At 57.6% G+C, this 18,970-nt stretch carries 21 protein-coding genes; 12 read left to right on the top strand and 9 right to left on the bottom strand.

Annotated elements, in window-relative coordinates:
- Positions 1 to 4: 4 nt before the first annotated feature.
- Positions 5 to 334: a ribosome hibernation-promoting factor, HPF/YfiA family gene (hpf, locus tag WCY31_RS03095; protein WP_345973077.1), complete on the bottom strand. Its 330-nt coding sequence runs from the start codon at positions 332 to 334 to the stop codon at positions 5 to 7.
- A gap of 141 nt (positions 335 to 475) precedes the next feature.
- Between hpf and trpS the strand changes: the two genes are divergently transcribed.
- The 3 genes from trpS (at position 476) to WCY31_RS03080 (ending at position 2,120) form a co-directional block, all read left to right on the top strand.
- A complete protein-coding gene (gene trpS, locus WCY31_RS03090; protein ID WP_345973076.1) occupies positions 476 to 1,441 on the top strand; it encodes a tryptophan--tRNA ligase in 966 nt (321 codons plus the stop codon).
- A 98-nt stretch (positions 1,442 to 1,539) separates the two neighbouring features.
- Positions 1,540 to 1,749, top strand: coding sequence for a hypothetical protein (locus WCY31_RS03085; protein ID WP_345970791.1), 210 nt, complete (start codon positions 1,540 to 1,542; stop codon positions 1,747 to 1,749).
- 161 nt (positions 1,750 to 1,910) lie between these two features.
- Positions 1,911 to 2,120 (top strand): hypothetical protein, encoded by a 210-nt coding sequence (locus WCY31_RS03080; RefSeq protein WP_231020359.1) that lies wholly within the window; start codon positions 1,911 to 1,913, stop codon positions 2,118 to 2,120.
- 20 nt (positions 2,121 to 2,140) lie between these two features.
- Here WCY31_RS03080 and WCY31_RS03075 read toward each other — a convergent pair whose 3' ends face one another.
- The 3 genes from WCY31_RS03075 to hemB all read right to left on the bottom strand — a co-directional run bounded on the left by WCY31_RS03075 (position 2,141) and on the right by hemB (position 5,380).
- Positions 2,141 to 3,343 (bottom strand): multiheme c-type cytochrome, encoded by a 1,203-nt coding sequence (locus tag WCY31_RS03075; RefSeq protein ID WP_345970790.1) that lies wholly within the window; start codon positions 3,341 to 3,343, stop codon positions 2,141 to 2,143.
- An 81-nt stretch (positions 3,344 to 3,424) separates the two neighbouring features.
- Entirely contained in the window at positions 3,425 to 4,345 is a 921-nt protein-coding gene (gene argF, locus WCY31_RS03070; protein WP_345970789.1) for an ornithine carbamoyltransferase, read from the bottom strand.
- Between the two features lie 69 nt (positions 4,346 to 4,414).
- Positions 4,415 to 5,380, bottom strand: a complete 966-nt coding sequence (gene hemB / locus WCY31_RS03065; RefSeq protein WP_345973075.1) for a porphobilinogen synthase — start codon at positions 5,378 to 5,380, stop codon at positions 4,415 to 4,417.
- A 62-nt stretch (positions 5,381 to 5,442) separates the two neighbouring features.
- On the opposite strand from hemB, the gene ribA reads away from it, so the two are divergent.
- From ribA to WCY31_RS03045, 4 genes are read left to right on the top strand one after another with little or no spacing between them, the layout of a single operon-like run.
- The gene (gene ribA, locus WCY31_RS03060) at positions 5,443 to 6,012 is read left to right on the top strand and encodes a GTP cyclohydrolase II (protein ID WP_345970787.1); all 570 of its coding nucleotides are present in this window, start codon (positions 5,443 to 5,445) and stop codon (positions 6,010 to 6,012) included.
- A 2-nt stretch (positions 6,013 to 6,014) separates the two neighbouring features.
- Positions 6,015 to 6,608: a 16S rRNA (guanine(527)-N(7))-methyltransferase RsmG gene (gene rsmG, locus WCY31_RS03055; RefSeq protein WP_345973074.1), complete on the top strand. Its 594-nt coding sequence runs from the start codon at positions 6,015 to 6,017 to the stop codon at positions 6,606 to 6,608.
- Positions 6,599 to 6,829 carry a PP0621 family protein gene (locus WCY31_RS03050; RefSeq protein ID WP_345970785.1) on the top strand — a complete coding sequence of 77 codons (231 nt, stop codon included), beginning with the start codon at positions 6,599 to 6,601 and terminating at the stop codon, positions 6,827 to 6,829. The genes rsmG and WCY31_RS03050 overlap by 10 nt, the downstream gene beginning before the upstream one ends.
- A 1-nt stretch (position 6,830) precedes the next feature.
- Positions 6,831 to 7,223, top strand: coding sequence for a hypothetical protein (locus tag WCY31_RS03045; RefSeq protein ID WP_345973073.1), 393 nt, complete (start codon positions 6,831 to 6,833; stop codon positions 7,221 to 7,223).
- A gap of 15 nt (positions 7,224 to 7,238) precedes the next feature.
- Here WCY31_RS03045 and WCY31_RS03040 read toward each other — a convergent pair whose 3' ends face one another.
- Positions 7,239 to 8,258, bottom strand: a complete 1,020-nt coding sequence (locus tag WCY31_RS03040; RefSeq protein WP_345970783.1) for an alanine racemase — start codon at positions 8,256 to 8,258, stop codon at positions 7,239 to 7,241.
- Positions 8,259 to 8,279: 21 nt separating this feature from the next.
- On the opposite strand from WCY31_RS03040, the gene WCY31_RS03035 reads away from it, so the two are divergent.
- A complete protein-coding gene (locus WCY31_RS03035) occupies positions 8,280 to 9,323 on the top strand; it encodes an agmatine deiminase family protein (RefSeq protein ID WP_345973072.1) in 1,044 nt (347 codons plus the stop codon).
- Here WCY31_RS03035 and WCY31_RS03030 read toward each other — a convergent pair.
- Positions 9,301 to 9,450, bottom strand: a complete 150-nt coding sequence (locus WCY31_RS03030; protein WP_345970781.1) for a hypothetical protein — start codon at positions 9,448 to 9,450, stop codon at positions 9,301 to 9,303. The genes WCY31_RS03035 and WCY31_RS03030 overlap by 23 nt on opposite strands.
- Positions 9,451 to 9,557: 107 nt before the next feature.
- On the opposite strand from WCY31_RS03030, the gene WCY31_RS03025 reads away from it, so the two are divergent.
- On the top strand, positions 9,558 to 11,579 hold the full coding sequence (locus tag WCY31_RS03025; RefSeq protein WP_345973071.1) for a TonB-dependent receptor: 2,022 nt from the start codon (positions 9,558 to 9,560) through the stop codon (positions 11,577 to 11,579).
- 360 nt (positions 11,580 to 11,939) lie between these two features.
- Here the strand turns inward: WCY31_RS03025 and mgtE are convergent, their stop codons facing one another.
- Together mgtE and WCY31_RS03015 are read right to left on the bottom strand one after the other, a co-directional pair.
- Positions 11,940 to 13,286: a magnesium transporter gene (gene mgtE, locus WCY31_RS03020; RefSeq protein WP_345970779.1), complete on the bottom strand. Its 1,347-nt coding sequence runs from the start codon at positions 13,284 to 13,286 to the stop codon at positions 11,940 to 11,942.
- Positions 13,270 to 14,484: a peptidoglycan DD-metalloendopeptidase family protein gene (locus WCY31_RS03015; protein ID WP_345973070.1), complete on the bottom strand. Its 1,215-nt coding sequence runs from the start codon at positions 14,482 to 14,484 to the stop codon at positions 13,270 to 13,272. The genes mgtE and WCY31_RS03015 overlap by 17 nt, the downstream gene beginning before the upstream one ends.
- A gap of 130 nt (positions 14,485 to 14,614) precedes the next feature.
- Between WCY31_RS03015 and WCY31_RS03010 the strand changes: the two genes are divergently transcribed.
- The 3 genes from WCY31_RS03010 to WCY31_RS03000 all read left to right on the top strand — a co-directional run bounded on the left by WCY31_RS03010 (position 14,615) and on the right by WCY31_RS03000 (position 17,751).
- Complete coding sequence (locus tag WCY31_RS03010) at positions 14,615 to 15,424, top strand: plasminogen-binding N-terminal domain-containing protein (protein WP_345973069.1); 810 nt, start codon at positions 14,615 to 14,617, stop codon at positions 15,422 to 15,424.
- Positions 15,421 to 16,806, top strand: coding sequence for an FAD-linked oxidase C-terminal domain-containing protein (locus WCY31_RS03005; protein ID WP_345970776.1), 1,386 nt, complete (start codon positions 15,421 to 15,423; stop codon positions 16,804 to 16,806). The genes WCY31_RS03010 and WCY31_RS03005 overlap by 4 nt, the downstream gene beginning before the upstream one ends.
- Before the next feature lie 63 nt (positions 16,807 to 16,869).
- Entirely contained in the window at positions 16,870 to 17,751 is an 882-nt protein-coding gene (locus WCY31_RS03000) for a YihY family inner membrane protein (RefSeq protein ID WP_345973068.1), read from the top strand.
- Here WCY31_RS03000 and WCY31_RS02995 read toward each other — a convergent pair.
- Positions 17,656 to 18,858 (bottom strand): ComEC/Rec2 family competence protein, encoded by a 1,203-nt coding sequence (locus WCY31_RS02995; RefSeq protein WP_345973067.1) that lies wholly within the window; start codon positions 18,856 to 18,858, stop codon positions 17,656 to 17,658. The genes WCY31_RS03000 and WCY31_RS02995 overlap by 96 nt on opposite strands.
- Positions 18,859 to 18,970 lie beyond the last annotated feature (112 nt).

The raw sequence follows: 18,970 nt of genomic DNA, 5'->3' as shown, positions 1-18,970 counted from the left end.
ACTCTTAGGCCTCCTGAACCTCGAGGTCTTTGAGGCCCGGTCCGCGGTGGGATTTAAGTTTGTCGTGCAGACGGCGGAGGGCTTTATTCGCACGCTCGACGGCCATATCGATCGCCGCATCAAGGTCGGCGTCTTGCTGGCTAATCACAACCGGTGTGTTATGGGCGATATGGATATCGAATTCTGCTTCAACGCCGTTTTTGACTTTGCTCAGCAGGACATTGATCGTCGTAATATCGAGTCCGAATTTCATGAACTGTTCTTTGGCTTTCAGAACGTGGTCGCGGGTATTGTCCGTCAATGTAATATCTTTTGTGCGAATAGGAGTATTCATCGTAAATCCTTTTTCTTTTTGGGATAAAAAAAGTATAACAGAAGATATCTAAATTGATATCAAATATTCCGCCGTCAGCGGGGCGCTGCGCCCCTTTTCAACCTCTTACGCTATAATGCCGCGACTAAAAGAGGAGAAGCAATGAGAGTTTTTACAGGCATCCAACCCTCCGGTGACCTGCATATCGGCAACTATTTCGGCTCGATCAAGGCCATGGTCGATTCGCAGGCGGAGAACGAGGTTTTTGCCTTTATCGCCAACTATCACGCTATGACGACGGTCCAGGACGGCCGGCGCCTTTCCGAACTGACGATGCAGGCCGCCACCGACTTCCTCGCCCTGGGCATCGACCCGGAAAAATCGACCTTCTGGGTCCAGAGCGACGTCAAAGAGGTGCTCGAGCTCTACTGGTTCCTCTCCTCCTTCACCCCGATGGGGCTGCTCGAGCGCGCCCACAGCTACAAAGACAAGGTCGCCAAGGGGATCTCCGCCAACCACAGCCTCTTTGCCTACCCGGTGCTGATGGCGGCTGACATCCTGCTCTATGACGTCGACGTCGTCCCCGTCGGCAAGGACCAGATCCAGCACGTCGAGATCGCCCGCGATATCGCCATCCGTTTCAACAACGCCTACGGCGACATCCTGAAACTGCCCGAATTCCGTGTCGATGAAAACGTGGCGACGGTCCCGGGCATCGACGGACAGAAGATGAGCAAGAGCTACGGCAACACGATCAACATCTTCGGCGACGAGAAAGCCCAGCTCAAGACGATCAAGAAGATCGTCACCGAAGCCGTCCCGATGGAAGAGCCCAAAGAGTGGCGCGGATGCAACGTCTACAATATCGCCAAGCTCTTCCTCGACGAGGATGAGTGCCTCGCGCTCCAGGAGCGCTACGAGCGCGGCGGCGAAGGGCATGGCCATTTCAAGCTCTACCTGGCAGAGGTGATCTGGGAACATTTCCGCCCCTACCGCGAAAAACGCGCCTACTACGAAGCGCACCAGGACGAGGTCCGCGACATTCTCAAAGCCGGCGCGGCCAAGGCCAGCGAAGCCGCCCGCGAGATCATGGAGAAAGTCCGCAGCGTTACCGGCGCCGCTTACTGACGCCCCGCCCACCCCGGGCGACCTGACTTCATCTTTTTACTCCCCCTTAATCCTGCCTCTGTAGAATGCTGCTCCTGAATTTCATTGAGGATAGAGAAATGATCACAGTTAAAATGGAAAAAGAGTGCGGCTGTTTCAAACGTTCGGACTATGAAGCGGTCAAGACCTTCGAGAACAAAGACGACGCCCTCCTGTATGCTCAGGAGCTCTGCAGCGATATGAACGAGACTTTCTGCCAGAAGCATGTTTTCCGCGTTACGGAAACGGCGGACAACGAAATGACCATCAACCTGGCGATGAACGGCTGAGCCGTTCGTCACACCGCGAAGCCGCCGGTATCGGCGGCACCGTTATCTCCCCCACTCTTCTCTCTGATCAACACCTTTTCCGGCCCTTTTATACCCCGCTGTAGAATAGCCTATGCAACCGCAGTTTTATCTCTGTAAAACACCACGATAAGGAAAGAACAATGGTTACGGTAAAGTTGGAAAAAGAGTGCGGATGCTTCAAAGATGCGAGAAACATTGATTCGGAAATGTCGTTTGATACCAAAGACGCCGCGATGATCTATGCCAAAGGATTGTGCAGAACCATCAATGAAGAGTTCTGCGGAAAACACTTCTTCCGCCCCGCCGAGACCGCGGACGACGAAGTGATGATCAAGCTCATTAACCGCTAAGCGGGCTCCCCGGCCCCGCTTTAGAGCCGGATGGTCGTACGGTTGATGAACTTCTTCTCGCTCCACTGCGGTTCTTTCAGCTCAAGCAGTGAGCGGATTTCGTCATTCACCAGGCGGTAGTGCAGTTCGAAGGTCACCTGTCCGGCCCCTTTGACCATCGGGACTTTGAACGTCTTCGAACCCTGTGCCGGGACGGACATATCATCTGTCGAGCTTGACGCCAGGTGCGGGATCGTCGGTTTGCCCCGTTTGTCCGTATAGTGCTGGGTCATCGAGATGCTCTTCGTTTCGATCACCTTGGAACCGCTGCGGTAGATGACGTCGAGGATCAACTCCCGGGCGCCGAAGCCTGTCGGGATGTTGTGGGGGTTTTCATTGCTGAGCGTCACGATAAAGCTGTCGCCGCTCTTTTTCGCTTCGATCCCCAGGGCATCCTGCCAGAGCCAGTTCGTATGGGCACCGACAAAGCCGTGTTCGCGGACCATACGCTTCTTCGGTTTGCCGTTGTCGATCGGAAGGTTCGACGCGACCCCCTCTTTTTTCGGGCTCATATGGCAGTCGGCGCACTGCTTCTTCGTATCTTTGTACTCTTTTTGCGTGTTGGCAAAGACAAAGTTCTCCGTTGAACGGTCATTGGCGTGGCAGACGAAACAGAGCTGTTTTGGGTCCTTGCCGAAGAAGTCACGGTACTGTGTCTTGTGATATGGGGACTTCGCGTCCTCGATCGGACCGCTCATGATGCCGACCGGGTTCCACTTGATCCGGTGCACGCCCCGCTTGTCCGCCGGAAGGTCATGGTTGATACTGTCGACGTTGTGGCAGACGAGGCAATTGACCCCCTCTGAGAGCGAACTGTCGCTGACCGCGGCATTGACCTCGCTCCCTTCGTCCAATCCCATCAGAACATCGATCTGGTAATTGATGTCCGTCGACGTCACGGCGACGCGGGGATTATGGCAGGCGGCACACTCCACCTTCACGGCGTTGATGGGCTTGCGCGTCTTGCGGGCGTAGTACTCCATCGATTGGCGGAGATACTCGTCATGTTTATAATGTGATTTGGCGTGATAGGAACCGGACCATTCATTAACAATGGCGGCGTGGCAGGATTTACACTTGCTCGAGTCGTGGTATTGTGAATTGAGTTCGGGGGCAGCCTCCGTAGCATACAGTGAGGCGCCGATAGCGGCAAACGTCAGGAGAGTCGCGGCAAAACGTTTCATAACCTTGGTCCCTTTTTAACAGTTTAATTATGATTAAAACTATTATAGGGTGAAGGAGCATCAAAGTCAATTAAACAGATTTTAACGCGCCCGATCGAGCCAGACCATCAATCCTTTTTGGGCATGAAGGCGGTTCTCCGCCTCGTCAAAGATCACACTCTGGGGACCTTCGAGGACCCCTTCGCTCACTTCCTGCCCCCGGTAGGCCGGCAGGCAGTGCAGGAAGATCGCATCTTCCGCAGCAAGCGCCATTTTCGCTTCGTCGACGATGTAGCCGGCAAAATCGCGGACGCGCTGCTCCTTTTCGTCCTCCTGCCCCATGGAGGCCCAGGTGTCCGTCGTCACGACTGTCGCACCGGCAATAGCCTCTTTCGGGTCATTCCCGACCTTGATGACGGCACCGCTCCTCTTTGCCATCTCCAGGGCGTCCGCCAGGATCGCCGCATCAACTTCATACCCTTTCGGCGTTGCCACGCGCAGTTCGAAACCGAGCTTGGCGGCGAGCATCAGCCACGAGTGGGTCATATTGTTGCCATCACCGACATAGGCGACAACAGGGTTCTCCGCCTGACCGTGTTCGATCATCGTCATATAATCGGCCAGCAGCTGCACCGGGTGGTAGCTGTCGGTGAGGCCGTTGATGACGGGGACCTTGGAGAAGGAGGCGAACTCTTCGAGCATGCTCTGCTCGAAGGTGCGGATCATCACCATGTCGCACATGGAGGAGATGACGCGGGCCGTATCTTTGACCGGCTCGCCACGGCCCAGGTGAATATCGCGGTTGGAGAGGAAGAGCCCCTGTCCGCCGAGCTGGTAGATCCCGGTCTCGAAACTGACCCGGGTCCGTGTCGAACTCTTCTCGAAGATCATCGCCAGCGTCTGCTTGTCCAGATAGGGCTTGTGTTCGCGGCGTTTGCACTCGGACTTGATCTGCAGTCCGAGGTCGATGATGGAGAGGATCTCCTCTTTGGTGTAATCTCTGAGGGTTAAAAAGTGTCGCATTTTCTGCTCACGGCGTAACGGGTTTCCCCGGAATGAAAGCGCCCATTATATCGTAAAGTGCGAAAAAGGCTACAGCAGCCCCGCCACCTCTTTGGCGTGGTAGCTGATAATGATGTCCGCGCCGGCGCGTTTGAAGCCGAGCATCGTCTCCATCATGACCCGTTCGTAATCAATCAGCCCGGCCGCTCCTGCGTGTTTGAGCATGGCGTATTCGCCGCTGACGTTGTAGACCGCGAGCGGCAGAGAGGTCGCTTCGCGGATGTCGCGGATAATATCAAGGTAGGCCAGGGCCGGTTTGACCATCAGGATGTCCGCGCCCTGCATCTCGTCCGCGATGCTCTCGGCGATCGCCTCGCGGCGGTTGGCAGGGTCCATCTGATAGGTGGCGCGGTCCCCGAAGGACGGCGTCGATTCGGCAACGTCGCGGAACGGCCCGTAGTAACCGCTGGCGAACTTCGTCGAGTAGCTCATGACCGGCAGGTTCTCAAACCCGTTGCCGTCAAGTGCCGTGCGCAGGGTCTCGATGATCCCGTCCATCATGCCCGAAGGCGCGATCATATCCGCCCCCGCCTGGGCATGGATGATCGCCTGCTGGCCGGAGATGGCGAGTGTCGCGTCGTTATCAACGGTCTCGTGCACATGGTCGATGATCCCGCAGTGGCCGTGGTCGGTGTATTCGCAGAAGCAGAGGTCCGTGACGACGAACATCTCGGGGTGGGCCCGCTTGATCGCTTTGACGGCCGTGGCGATGATGCCGTTCTCGTCCAGCGCATCGGAGCCCACGGAGTCTTTGACGTCGGGAATCCCGAAGAGGATAATGGAGTAGATCCCCAGTGCCTTGAGCGTGTCGCACTCGCGGATGGCTTCGTCGATACTCATCTGGAAAACGCCCGGCATCGAGGCGACTTCCGTCTTGATGCCCTCGCCCGAACGCACGAAAAGAGGATAGATAAAATCGTCCGCACGGACGTGGTATTCGCGTACCAGAGCACGCAGATGGGAATTGAGCCGGTTACGGCGGAAACGTTGGAACATGTTCACCCTTGACAATTTTGCTATAATCGCATTGTAACAATTCCATCGTTAAAGAACTGTTTTTGCTTCAAAATATAAAAATTTCTGATGTTGCCAACCTCCCGTCCCGTTTCGGGAAGTTTAAAGTCCAGGCCTTCAAACAGGGCCATAAAGAGCACCTTGCCATCCTGCGCGAGCCTTTCGGCGACACCCCGGTCGTACGGGTCCACTCCGAGTGCCTCACCGGCGACGCCCTGGGCAGTCTCAAGTGCGACTGCGGCGACCAGCTCGCCTATGCCCTCAACATGATCGAAAAAGAGGGCGGCATGGTCATCTACCTGCGACAGGAGGGGCGTAACATCGGGCTGCTCAACAAGATCAACGCCTACGCCCTGCAGGACAAAGGCTTCGACACCGTCGCGGCCAATCACCAGCTGGGGTTTGCGGCCGACGAACGTACCTACGAAATGGTCCAGTTTATCCTCGCGCACTACGGCATCAAGAAGATCCGCCTGCTGACCAACAACCCGCAGAAGATCAACGCCATCGAGGGGGTCGAGATCGTCGAGCGTCTGCCCATCGTCATCGACCCCAACGAGCACAACGAAAACTATCTGCAGGTCAAAAAAGAGCAGATGGGGCATCTCATTTAATCATGACGTTCGCCCAGAAGATCGCCGCCCTCCCCGACGCCCCCGCGCAGCTGCTCTCCCACCTGGAGCGCTACCGCGACCTGCTCCTGCAGTGGAACAAGGTCCATAACCTCAGCGGCTACAAAGATGCCGCGACGATCGAATACTACCTTTACGACGCCCTTTACCCCGTCACCTTTCTGCCTCCGGTAGCGACGGCGATGGATATCGGGACCGGCGCGGGGTTCCCCGGGCTGATCCTCGCCATGGCGCAGCCGCAGACCCGCTGGACCCTTGTCGAACCGCTGCAAAAACGTGCCGGGTTCCTGCAGTTCGTCAAAGCAACGCTGAACCTGGAGAACGTCACTGTTGCCAACTGCCGCGTCGAGGCGCTTCCTGATCAGCGCTTCGACCTCATCACTTCCCGGGCCGTGACCGATACCGGGATGCTCCTGAACCTCAGTGCCCCCTACCGGGACGCGGCAACAATGCTGCTCTTTTACAAGGGCGAGAACGTCTACAACGAAGTGCCCGAGGATCTGCCCTACCGCATCATCGAGACCGGGGAACGCCACTACCTTCTTATCAACCCTCCCAAGGAGACCGCATGCTCTTGAAAATCCTGCTTGTCCTCGGCGTTATCGCCGCCGTCTATTTCATCTTCTTCAAAAAAAGCACCCCGGTGACCAAGAAACCGAAGTCCGACACGGCTGCTAAAAAGAGCGACGATGACACGATGGTGCCGTGCGAAGCCTGCGGCGTCTTCGTCAGCGTCAAGGAAGCCTTTATCAAAGAGGGAAAATACTACTGTTCAAAAAGCTGCATGGAGGGCGCCTGAGATGCTGATCTTCGGCCACCCGCACCTTGCTTCTGACCCTTTCTACCACATCGACAGCCCCGAAGCGATCGCGACGACCCCTGCGGGCAGTACGGTGCTTTTCGCGTGGGGGATAGCGAACCTCGACCTTGTTTCCTACTGCAACGCGAACGACATCCCCTTCGCCCTCGAAGCCGGGTCCGTGAAAGAGGCGCTCTTCGCCGAAAACGCGGGCGCGCGCTTTATTCTTGTCGAGAGCGCCCTGGCTCCTTCGGTACAGAAGGTCGCCGAGACCTATCTTTTCGATGCGAAGGTGCTGGCCTATATTGAGGATGAGACACAGATCGAGGCGATGGCGTTCGAGGGGATCGACGGGGTCGTGTTCGCCGAAGCGGTGATTAAAGTCACCGGGTAACCACCCCTTTAAGCGCTACTCGATGATCTTGCGCGGCAGGCGGGGATCCAGGCCGACAAGGACCTCGTAAGAGATGGTCCCGGCCGCGTGCGCGTAGCTGCGGGCATCATTGAAGATGAGTAGCTGATCCGCCTCGCCGACGAAGCTGCAGTTGTCCATGGAGACCCGCCCCAGCATTTTTTCGCCGCCGGGTGCGCTGTAGCGGTTCGATGCCGTCCGCAGCAGCCCGTCGGCATACCCGACGTCGTAGTTGCTGACCTGCAGTTGGCGGTCGGCACTGAAACAGCCGCCGTATCCGACGCGTTCCCCCTGGTTGAGCCGCCGCTGTGAGATCTTTTCGCCCCAGAGTGAAAGGATGGGGAGCAGGTCCGGCTGCGGCAGCCCCTCGGGCATCTCCAGACAGCCGTACGCCGCGATACCGACGCGTACCATATCATCATGCCCTTCATGACTTCTAAAGGTCGCGGCGGAGTTCGCGGAGTGGAAGCGGAGCTTCGAGAAACCGTAGCGTTTGGCCAGCATCAAGGCTTCGCGTTTGACGCTTTCAAAGGTGTGCCGCTGCCAGAAATATTCGCTCCCCATTTCGTCCGCACTGCGGTGGTGGGTCATCACCCCTTCGAGCTTCAATCCGTTCTTGCTGATCTTTTCAAAAGCGTGGTGCAGCAGGTGCGGCGGGACCCCGTTGCGGTGCATCCCCGTATCGACCTTGAGCTCTACCCGGCTGCCGGGTGGAAAGCTCTTGATCTGCTCCATCGCATTGATGGTAAAACAGTACGCGGGCATCAGCACTGCGGGCGTATCCGCGAGGACGAGGATGTAATGGAACTTGTCCCGGACCTGTTCCGCTTCGTCAATCGTGCGGACGACAGCCCGGGTGACACCGTATTTACTCGCGACCTGCGCGATCTGCTTCAATCCGTGTCCATACGCATTGTCCTTGAGGACCAGTGCGATCTTGTCACGGCTCTGGAGCTGTTTGGAGATCATATTGAGATTGTGGTGGAACGCTTTGCGGTCTAGGGTGATAAAAGCCATACGACATTATAATGTCATAAATTGAATATAGCGAGCCCAGCAGTGCCCCAGCCGAAACGTCTCCCCGCCGAGTTTGAACCCCAGTCCTTCGTCCAGCTGATCTTTCCCCACGCCGACAGCGACTGGGCCCCCTATCTGGACGAAGCGTGCCGCACGTTTGCCCGCATCGCCGAAGCCGTCTCCCGTTACCAGCCCTGCCTGATCGTCTGCGACGACATCGCCCGCGTTCAGCGCTACGTCGCCCCGGGAGAGAACCGCTCTTTCGTCGCGTACAAGACCGACGACACCTGGGCCCGCGACTGCAGCGGCATTACCGTCGAAACGGAGGGGGGATGCCTGATCCAGGACTTCACCTTTACCGGGTGGGGCGGCAAGTTCGAAGCGGCCAGGGACAGCGCCATGACCGCCGCGATCGCCGGATGCTACGGCGCTCCCACAACTTCGCACCGTTTCATTCTCGAAGGGGGCGGGATCGAGAGCAACGGCGAAGGGCTGCTGCTCGTCACCGAAGAGTGTCTGCTCAACCCCAACCGCAACAGCGCACTGACAAGCCGTGCGGAGATCGAAGCCGTCCTAACCGAGACCCTGGGAGTGAAACGGACTCTCTGGCTCACCTCGGGCTACCTTGCCGGGGACGATACCGACAGCCACATCGACACCCTCGCCCGTTTCTGCGACGCCGACACCATCTGCTACGTCCAATGCACGGATGCCGCCGACGAGCACTACGAAGCCCTTCAGAAGATGGAGCGGGAGCTCCACGCGTTGCGCGACGACCATGGCGAGCCCTTCACCCTCGTTCCCCTGCCGATGACCGAGGCGATCCATTTTGAGGGCGAACGGCTGCCGGCGACCTACGCGAACTTCCTTATCATCAACGGCGCCGTCCTCGTCCCGGTCTACAACGACCCCCACGACGACGAGGCCCTGGCCGTTTTCAGAACGCTCTTCCCGGGCCGGGAAGTCATCGGCATCGACTGCAGCGTCCTTATCCGCCAGCACGGTTCGCTGCACTGCGTGACGATGCAGTTCCCCGCCTGCGTTACTCTGCGCTGCCCTGCATAACGGCTTCGACCTTCTCCGGCGTCACCTCCTGCTCCGTGAAGAGCAGGGAAAAGCCCTGAAAAAGAAAGAAGGCCGACCCGGCGAGCAGCAGCACGATTTTGATGATCTGTTTCGTTTTGTCATTCATGGGCGCCATTGTAACGCATCCTCCGAGAAGCGATAAAAATTTAACAGACTCCTAACACTTTTGCTCTACTATTGACGGTTTTGAATGCAAATGAATGAAGGACAAGAATGAAGAAAACAGTATTGGTTTCGCTGGCCGCGGCCGCACTGCTGGCCAATGACGCGGCAGAGAACAACGCCACGGACGGTGACGTCGCGACACTCGGCAGCATCGTCGTCGAAAGCTCATCGCTCAGCGATGTCAACACCGAAGAGATCAAATCCGCCGACACTGCGGAAGCGCTGGCCAAACAGGTGCCGAGCATCACCCTGGTACGCCGCAGCGGTATCGCCAACGATATCATCCTGCGCGGGCAGAAGCGCGACAATATCAACGTCATCGTCGACGGCGGCAAGATCTACGGCGCCTGCCCCAACCGTATGGACCCGCCGACCTCTCATGTCATCACGAACAACATCTCCTCGATCAGCATCATCGAAGGGCCCTATGACGTCGAACACGCCGGCACGCTCAGCGGCCTCGTGACCGTCGATACCGTCCAACCGGACAAAGGGGTGCACGGCAACTTCAACGCCGGGATCGGCAGCTTCGGCTATTCGAAAGTCGCCGGCACCCTCACAGGCGGGAACGATACGGTCCGCGCGCTGATCGGCGTCTCGGGCGAATGGAGCGGCCAGTACGAGGACGGCAGCGGCAATACCTTCGCCGACCAGATCGACAATGCCGTCGCCGCGGGCACCGCCAAAGCCTCGAATGCCTACCTGCCCTCCGAACGCGACCGCAGCGCCTATGCGAAACGCTCCGTGATGGCAAAGCTCTTTGTCAACCTGGCCGAGAACCAGGAGCTCCGCTTCGGCTATACCGGCAACCGCAGCGACGGCGTCCTCTACCCCAACTCCGGGATGGACGCCCGCTACGACAATTCGGACCTCTACAACGTCCAGTACGTGGCCACGGATCTGACAAGCTGGTCTAAAGAGATCCGCGCCACCTACTACTACTCCTACGTCGACCACCCGATGTGGACCGAATGGCGCAAATCCTCCATGATGATGGGAACGATGACCAACCACCTCACTTCCACGATCCAGGGGGCGACGCTCAAAAACACCACGGCCCTTTCAGACACATTGGACCTGACCCTCGGCCTCGACGGCAGCCTGCGCAACTGGGACGGTGCTTATGACATGAACGGCACCTATATGGGCCCAAGCATCAACGATGCCGACACCCGCAACGTCGCGTTCTTCGCCGAACTGGAAAAACGCTATACCGATGCTGCCTACAAGCTGGGACTGCGTTACGACGACACGGCCATCACCTCGGGGAATCCCGCCCTGCAGGACAACGACTACACCTCCGTCGGCCTCAACCTCTTTGCCGACTACTCCCTGACGGAGAGCCTCGGCCTCTTCGGCGGGATCGGTATGGCCTCCCGCGTCCCGGACGCCCGCGAGCTCTATTTCCAAAAAAGTGGCAGTATCGTCGGTACACCCGATCTTGATCAGACGACGAACTACGAAGCCGACCTGGGGATGACAAACACCTACAGCAATTTCAACCTGAAGACGCGTCTCTTTTACAGCCGCCTGAAAAACTACATCTACTACAACGCCACGCCGACGATCACGCAGAACAAGTTCGAGAACATCGATGCCACGATCTGGGGTGCCGAAATCGCCGGGACATGGTTTGCCAGCGATACCCTCTACCTCGACTTCGGTGCGGCATACCAGTACGGCAAAAAGGACAGTGCGCTCAGAGACCAGAACGGTACTAACCTCGCCGACATCCCGCCGCTCAAAGGCCACCTGGCGCTCAACTGGAACTATCATGATGACAGCCTGGCGACCATCGAAGGTGTCGCCGCGCACCAGTGGGACCGGTACGACGCACAGAACGGTGAACAGGCCATCGGCGCCTGGGCGGTCATGAACCTCAAGATCGATCACCGCATCAACCGCAACTTCAGTCTGATCGCCGGTATCGACAACGTGTTCAACGCTACTTACGCCGTTTCGAACACCTACAAAGACCTGACACTGCTTAGCCTCGATCCCGCCGGGGATGTCATGCTGCTGAACGAACCGGGCCGCTACTTCTACGCCAACGTTTCATATAAATTCTAACGCCGCAGGAGCAAAACAAGGGTACCGTTCGCATCGCGATGTTTCCTTGAAAGCCCCTCCGGCTACGCTGACGCTGTGTCCGCTTCAGCAGCGGGCTCATACCCCAAGGGCACTTCCTCCGGGGCGCGTGCAGTCAACCGCACTTCATTTATTTTTACAAACTGTAAAAGCGACCCTTCGCCTCGCGATATTTACTTGAAAAGCTCGGCTACTTCGCTGACGCTATGCCTGCTTTAGCAATGGACTCATGCCATAAATGTACTACCTCGGGGGCATGCATCTATGGCGCTCTTCCGCACCGTCAAATATCAATGATCTTATAGAAATGTTTACGAGGGAGCCAAACCCTTCAATGAAAAATCAAAGAAGGATAATCTTGGCGAGGCCGAGGAAGCTGAAGAAGCCGAAGACGTCCGTCGCCGTCGTCAGCAAAACGGTCGAGCCGACCGCCGGGTCGATGTTGAGCCGCTTGAGCAGCAGGGGGATGGACGCGCCAAAAAAGCCGGCAATAAAGAGGTTGATGATCATCGCCATCCCGATGACCACCCCCAGCAGCGGCAGCTGGAACCAGGCCCAGGCGATCAGCCCCATAATCAGGGCAAAGAGCAGCCCGTTGAGCAGCGCAACGGCAATCTCCTTGTAGAGCGCCGATTTGGCATTGCCGAACTCGATGTCCCCCAGCGCCATCTGGCGTACCATAACCGTCAGGGTCTGCGTGCCCGCATTGCCCCCCATCGACGCGACAATGGGCATCAGAATCGCCAGCGGGACATAGGCGGCGATCGTCGCATCGAAGAGGCCGATGACCACCGAAGCGAGGATGGCCGTCAGGAGGTTGACAAATAGCCAGCTTGCGCGGTTTTTGAAAACCCCTTTAATATCCTCTTCCTGCTCGACCTCGTCGTTGACCCCGGCGAGGTTATAGATCTGCTCGGTGGCGCGCTCTTCGATGACGTCGAAGATATCATCCGAAGTGATCCGCCCGACAAGTCGGCTGTCATGGTCGACGACCGGCAGCACGGCGAAGTCGTACTGTTCGAAGATCGTCGCTACTTCGTCGATGTCATCGGTCGCTTCGACCGACCGGAACTCTTTGGGTCCCATCTGCGCACGGAACGTCTGTTCGAAGTCCATCAGGATCATATCTTCCAGTGCAAGCGTCGCAACCAGACGGTGCTCGTCATTGACGATGTAGAGCTGGTGGACGTTCTCCAGTTCGCCCTCTTCTTTCAGGCGTTTGAGCCGGGCGATCGCATCGCGTACCGTCTCGTCAAGGGTCGCTTCGAAGAGCTCCGTCTGCATCCATGCCCCGGCCTGGTCATCTTCGTAGCTGCGGATCTTGTCGATATCTTCGCGGTCTTCCTCGTCGAGCTTTTCGTAAACGGCCTCGGACTTATCCTCGTCGAAATCGACGATATCCTCGATCAGCTCTGCGGCGTCATCCGAATCCAGACCCTCGACTGCTTCAGCGAGCTCTTCGCTGGAGTAACACTCGATCGCCTCCTCTTTGAGCTTTTCGGGCAGTTCGAGCAGGACCTCTCCCCGGACATCCTGAGGGATCCGGCCAAGCATTCCCCGGAAATCCTCGGGGTTCTCCTGGTGAACGTTTTTAAGCAGGTAAGCGATCTCGCTGGCATGGGGAAGATGTTCCGTCTTGGCCAGCAGGAACTGCTCGAAGGCGTGCTTGATCTCACTGATGTGTTTCATTGATCTTCCCCCCTTTCAGCGGACGGCAGCTTTCGGGATCGATATAGCAGGCGTTATCGATCGTCTCTACTTTCACGGCCTCCGTCGGATGCGCAAGTACTTCCTCGACCTGGGTATCAAGACTTGCCATCCGGCCTTTGAAGGCTTTAAGTGCCTTACCGCCGAGCTGTTTCGTTGTCACCTGGACTACCCGTGCCGGATTGATCGCCCGGCCATTCTTATAGAGGCCAAAATGGAGGTGCGGTCCGGTCGAAAGCCCCGTACTGCCCACATAGCCGATCACCTGCCCCTGTTTGACGCGCATGCCGCTATGAATGCCGCGTCTGAACGCCTTCTGGTGGGCATACAGCGTCACATACCCGTCGCTGTGACGGATCTTGATCAGCTTCCCATACCCCCGGGTGCGTCCTGCAAAAATGACCGTACCGCTGCCGGCGGCCACGATCGGCGTGCCACGGGGGGCGGCATAGTCCACCCCGAGATGCGCGCGGTAACGTTTGAGGATGGGATGGTAGCGCCGCAGCGTGAACCCGGAACTCACCCGGCCGTTTCGAACGGGTCTGGAGAGCAGGAATCCCTCTACCTGGCGCCCTTTTTCATCATAATAGCGCTCATCGCTGTTGAGGTAGACCGAGTGCCGTTTCCCCCGCATTTCGATCATACCGACCTTCAGCTCCGGCATGCCGAAGGGGCTTCCGAGGCGGTACTTCTGCGTATAGACCATCACCAGCCGGTCCCCTTTGCGCAGATCCCGGCGGAAGTTCAGGGAGTTTTTGAAGCCCGCAACGAAGGCATGCGCCAATGAGCGGGAGCCTGTCGCTTTGAGTATGTCGTAATAAGGGGAGTTTTCGATGGAGAGCGTGATCGACTCCTGCTTGGTCGACGCAATCACCGGGATCGCTTCGAAGGCAAAGGTGCCCGCTTTGCGGTAGAGATGCAGCTGCAGTTCGTCGGAGACGGGGATGAGCACCTGTTCGATCGTGCCATTGCTATCATGCATCACCTGATAGGGCATGCCGGTGCGAAGTTCCTCCGTCAGCTTCTGATCGTCGCTGTCGATATCGTAATAAAGCGCCTGCGGAAGATGGAGGCGCTCCAAGAACATCAGATAGCTCTCACCCTCGCTCCATTTGTACGTTTCCACCGACGACGCCAACAACACCAGGGGCGCCAAAAGCAGCCAAAAGACCCGAACCAAATCTCACCTCCATCCAACGGATGTGAAAGGGTAGCAGATTCGTCCTAAAGCCCAGCTCTAAAGGGTATAAAGAGCCCATTTATCAAGGCTAGGCTATAATTTTTTCCCATTTAGATTGCCAAGGTTTTCAGTGATAAAAGTCTTCTATATTCTTCCGTTATTTTTAGGGTTTCTTCATGCCGGCGCACTGCACCTCTCCCTCGAAAGCGTCTCCGCCGAGAACGAGACCGGTACGATCAAGACGGCGCGCGTCGAACCGGGTGTCAGCGGTTTTGTCGTCCGCCACTTCACACCGAAGCACAGTGCGATCATCGCCAATGCCGTCGCTGAGCAGTATGACGATGCGGCCGGCATTCTCACCGTCGCTTTTTCCGAATACAGCGGTCTGCAGCAAAACTCCCTGCCCCGCGGCGAGTGGCAGCCCCATGCGGGGGACGAGCTCATCCTCGCCTTCGCCTACACCCGCGGCGTACTGATCGCCCCGACGCGTGCCACCTACTTCAAGTTGACGGAACAGCTCGGCAGTGTCGACTGGATGCATCCCGATACTCTGGCGACCTACCTCTCTTACCGGGGACATCCGACGCCGCTCAAGGAAGACCTGGCCGGCTTCTGCACCGTCGCCACGACGGGCCTGCTCTTTCTCTACCTGGATGACACCCTCTTCACCCTGGACTGCCAGAGCCTGAGCCTGCTGCAGATGACCGAGGCGGGGCTTAGCTACGACAAGCCGCAGCTCCCTTTCTACACCCGGGTCGAAGAGATCGATGCCAACTGGTTCGGCAGCGGCAGCGGCAGGCTCGATGCCTATGAACCCCACTACCTCGAACTGCTCGTTGAAAACAACCCGCACTCGCAGAAACTATACGACTTTATTCAGTCACATCCAAGCGCCGATAAGCAATTATTAGACGAATTTGACCTGAAGGGCCAGCCATGATCGATCCCAAGCACCTGCAGCACTTTGCCGCCGTTGTCGGCGACGACAACATCTACAGCGACAAAGCGCATCTTCTCGCCTACTCTTACGATGCGACCCGCGAACGTTTCGAACCCGATGCCGTCCTCTTCCCGCGCCATGAGCAGGACGTCAGCGACATCCTGCGCTACTGCGACGAACACGGCATTGTCATCGTTCCACGCGGTGCGGGCAGCGGCTTCACCGGCGGGGCCCTTCCGAGCCACGGCGGGATCGTCCTCGCCTTTGAAAAACATATGAACAAGATCCTCGAGATCGACATGCAGAACATGGTCGCCGTCGTCCAGCCCGGGGTCATCAACATGGACCTGCAGCGCGCCGTCGAAGAGGTCGGACTCTTCTACCCGCCGGACCCGGCCAGCCAGGACTATTCCACCATCGGCGGCAACGTCTCTGAGAACGCCGGCGGCATGCGCGCGGCCAAATACGGCATCACCAAGGACTATGTCATGGCCATCCGTGCCGTACTGCCCAACGGCGACGTCGTCAAGGCGGGCAAACGAACCATCAAGGATGTCGCAGGCTACAATATCGCCGGGATCCTGATCGCCTCGGAGGGGACCCTCGCCGTCACGACGGAAGTGACCCTCAAGCTGATCGCCAAACCGAAAATGACGAAGACGGCGATGGGGGTTTTTCCCTCCGTCACCGAAGCGATGGAAGCGGTCTACAAAACGATGGCCTCGGGCGTCACGCCGGTGGCGATGGAGTTCCTCGACAACCTCACCATCCGTGCCGTCGAACAGACCTTCAGCAAAGGGCTGCCCGTCGACGCCGGCGCCATCCTCGTCACCGATGTCGACGGCAATCTCGAACCCGACCTGGATTTCCAGCTCGCCCAGATCGAAAAGGTTTTCCGCGAGAACGGCTGTTCGGACTTCGTCATTGCCAAGGACAAGGCCGAAGCGGCAGACCTCTGGTTTGCGCGCCGCAACGCCAGCCAGTCCCTCGCCGTCTACGGCAGTAAGAAACTCAACGAGGACGTCACCGTCCCCCGTTCCGCCCTGCCGGGACTGCTCGAGAAATTCTACGCCATCGCCGAGAAATACGACATCAACATCCCCTGCTTCGGCCACACGGGCGACGGCAACGTCCACACCAACGTCATGGTCGACGGCAAGGACCCCGAACAGGTCAAAATCGGCTACAAAGCAATCGAGGAGGTTTTCCAGGCCACCATCGATATGGGCGGGACGCTGAGCGGCGAACACGGCATCGGCCTGGCGAAGGCCCCCTACATGGGCATGGCCTTCACCGACGAGGAGATGAATCTCTTCAAGGCGATCAAAAAAGCCTTCGACCCCAACAATATCCTCAACCCGAACAAAATGGGGCTCGACTAAACCGCCTCTCCCGGTGCCCCCCCTGCACCGCTTCCGTAAAGTGCTTTGTGCTACAATTTTCGTATGCAAGAGAACATCCACCGCTACTCCTGGAAACGCTTCAGGCGGCACGCCCGCTACTACTGGAACCAGCTCCTTGACTCCGAGCTGACCTACTACGCTTCGAGCCTCAGCTTCTACACGATCTTCACCGTCATACCACTACTGATGATCATTCTCTCCATCGCGGTCACGATGCCGAGTTTCCAGGAGTATTACGCGGATCTGAAGACCTTTCTCATCGAGAACCTTCTGCCCGTACAGTCCGAACAGATCTCCCAGTATATCGACGAGTTTCTCAGTAACGCCGTCAAGCTCAGCGTCGTCGGTTCCGTGATGATCGTCGTCGCCTCCATGCTCTTTTTCGAGAACTACGAGTACATCGTCAACAAGGTCTTCCATACCAAGCGCCGTTCCATCTGGCAATCCGTCACGACCTACTGGACCCTGGTGACATTAAGCCCGATCGCCTTCGGTCTCTCCATCTACCTCTCGACCCGGGCCGCCGCCGTACTCGGCGAGTACGGGGCGACGGCATGGTTCAACCTGGTGAGCATCTTCCCCTACATCATCGTCTGGATGCTCTTCTTCATCATCTACAAGATCTCGCCCAACACCAACGTCGACACTAAGGCCGCCTTTATCACCTCCTTTATCATCGCCGCCGTCTGGACGCTGGCCAAGAACGGTTTCGTCTACTACATCTTCTACAACAAGACCTATTCGACCGTTTACGGCTCCTTCTCGATCGTCCTCTTCACCTTCATCTGGATCTACACCTCGTGGATCATCTTCGTCTACGGCCTCAAGCTATGCTACCTGATAGACCGCGCCTACAAATACCGCCGCGGCCAGAAAGGGCAGGAGCATTTTGACCGTCTTGGATGGAAGCGCAAGCAGGCTTAGAACGCCCCAGGAGATCAGCAGCCACCACCCTGTCTCTACCCTGACCGCGGACACGGGCAGTCCGAGAATCCAGACGATCGGTGCATCAAGAACACCTCCCGCACCGACTGCGTGCAGCAGCAGTGCCAACGGATAGAAGGGTATAAAGAGCATTGTCCAGAGGACGGAGAGCGGATGCAGGGTCGAGAAGGTGCCGAAAATTGCCAGCGCGATCGGCAGCATCATGAGGTAGACCCACACGTGCATCCCGACGAAGGTGAATATTTTGCCCCGGTCGGCGAAAGTGTGCAAAAAAAGAAAAATGTAGTAAACCCCCGCCACGGAGAGCCAGAACCCGACGGAAAAAAGCAGCCGCGGCCAGAGGGCGATCAAAAGTACGGCGGCGATCATCAGGGATTGGAACGAGAGCAGCCGGAGGCCGCGGTCATAAAGAAAAAAACCGATGAGCATCATCGCGAAGGCACGTAACACGGAGGGCGGCAGCTGCAAAAAGAGGGCATAGCCCAACAGTATGATGGCCGTGACAGCGAACAGATCCCTGTGCGCGTTGCGCCAGGGAAACCAGCGCGACTGCAGGGCCCGGTAGGGAAAACGGAGCAGTGTAAAAAGAAGCACGCTGAGCAATCCCAGGTGAAAACCACTGATCGCAAGCAGGTGGCTGATACCCAGCTGCCCCAGCGACGTTCGCAACGCGGGCGGCAACGGCGTTGCCGTAAAAAGCGCGGCAAAAAGCGCTCCGCTTCGTCCCTCGTCATGCTGAGCGGCGAACCACTCCCCCGCCCGAAACTTCCATTGCCGTTGCGGCATGACGGCATCGACAGCGCCATGGGCGAAAAAGCCGCTGAGATAGTGCCTGAAATCCAACCGGTCCGTTCGCAGCCAGACCCGTACCCCATACCCCTGCAGGTTCCGCAGGGCCGCCGGGGCCGTCATATAAAAGGAGGCACCCGCCTCGCTGCGCAGCTTCAGCACCTGGTAGGTCCGCTCCGCCTTGCGTTTTTCATACTGCTGCTCGACGGTCGCAGAGATCACCGCATCGTCATAACGGGTCAGTCGCTTATAGGCGCGATACTCCCCGCCCAGGGAGAGAAGAAATACAACGGTCACGAAACCCAGAAAAAGTGCAACTTCCCGTGGGGAGCTTAAAAGAGAAGGGGGCTCTAGTTTCATATAGAATAACTATTTTGGTTTATAGATATTCTATCAAAACTTTTTGAAG

Origin of the sequence: Sulfurimonas sp. HSL3-1 (genome assembly GCF_039645995.1) — a bacterium.
GTDB classification, from domain to species: domain Bacteria; phylum Campylobacterota; class Campylobacteria; order Campylobacterales; family Sulfurimonadaceae; genus Thiomicrolovo; species Thiomicrolovo diazotrophicus.
Note: the sequence above shows the minus strand (reverse complement) of the source record. Positions and strands in the feature narration are given on the sequence as shown.

Coding starts and splice junctions, on each gene's coding strand:
- hpf (WP_345973077.1), bottom strand. CDS start 334: ATGAATACTCCTATTCGCACAAAAGATATTACATTGACGGACAATACC.
- trpS (WP_345973076.1), top strand. CDS start 476: ATGAGAGTTTTTACAGGCATCCAACCCTCCGGTGACCTGCATATCGGC.
- WCY31_RS03085 (WP_345970791.1), top strand. CDS start 1,540: ATGATCACAGTTAAAATGGAAAAAGAGTGCGGCTGTTTCAAACGTTCG.
- WCY31_RS03080 (WP_231020359.1), top strand. CDS start 1,911: ATGGTTACGGTAAAGTTGGAAAAAGAGTGCGGATGCTTCAAAGATGCG.
- WCY31_RS03075 (WP_345970790.1), bottom strand. CDS start 3,343: ATGAAACGTTTTGCCGCGACTCTCCTGACGTTTGCCGCTATCGGCGCC.
- argF (WP_345970789.1), bottom strand. CDS start 4,345: ATGCGACACTTTTTAACCCTCAGAGATTACACCAAAGAGGAGATCCTC.
- hemB (WP_345973075.1), bottom strand. CDS start 5,380: ATGTTCCAACGTTTCCGCCGTAACCGGCTCAATTCCCATCTGCGTGCT.
- rsmG (WP_345973074.1), top strand. CDS start 6,015: ATGACGTTCGCCCAGAAGATCGCCGCCCTCCCCGACGCCCCCGCGCAG.
- WCY31_RS03050 (WP_345970785.1), top strand. CDS start 6,599: ATGCTCTTGAAAATCCTGCTTGTCCTCGGCGTTATCGCCGCCGTCTAT.
- WCY31_RS03045 (WP_345973073.1), top strand. CDS start 6,831: ATGCTGATCTTCGGCCACCCGCACCTTGCTTCTGACCCTTTCTACCAC.
- WCY31_RS03040 (WP_345970783.1), bottom strand. CDS start 8,258: ATGGCTTTTATCACCCTAGACCGCAAAGCGTTCCACCACAATCTCAAT.
- WCY31_RS03030 (WP_345970781.1), bottom strand. CDS start 9,450: ATGAATGACAAAACGAAACAGATCATCAAAATCGTGCTGCTGCTCGCC.
- WCY31_RS03025 (WP_345973071.1), top strand. CDS start 9,558: ATGAAGAAAACAGTATTGGTTTCGCTGGCCGCGGCCGCACTGCTGGCC.
- mgtE (WP_345970779.1), bottom strand. CDS start 13,286: ATGAAACACATCAGTGAGATCAAGCACGCCTTCGAGCAGTTCCTGCTG.
- WCY31_RS03005 (WP_345970776.1), top strand. CDS start 15,421: ATGATCGATCCCAAGCACCTGCAGCACTTTGCCGCCGTTGTCGGCGAC.
- WCY31_RS03000 (WP_345973068.1), top strand. CDS start 16,870: ATGCAAGAGAACATCCACCGCTACTCCTGGAAACGCTTCAGGCGGCAC.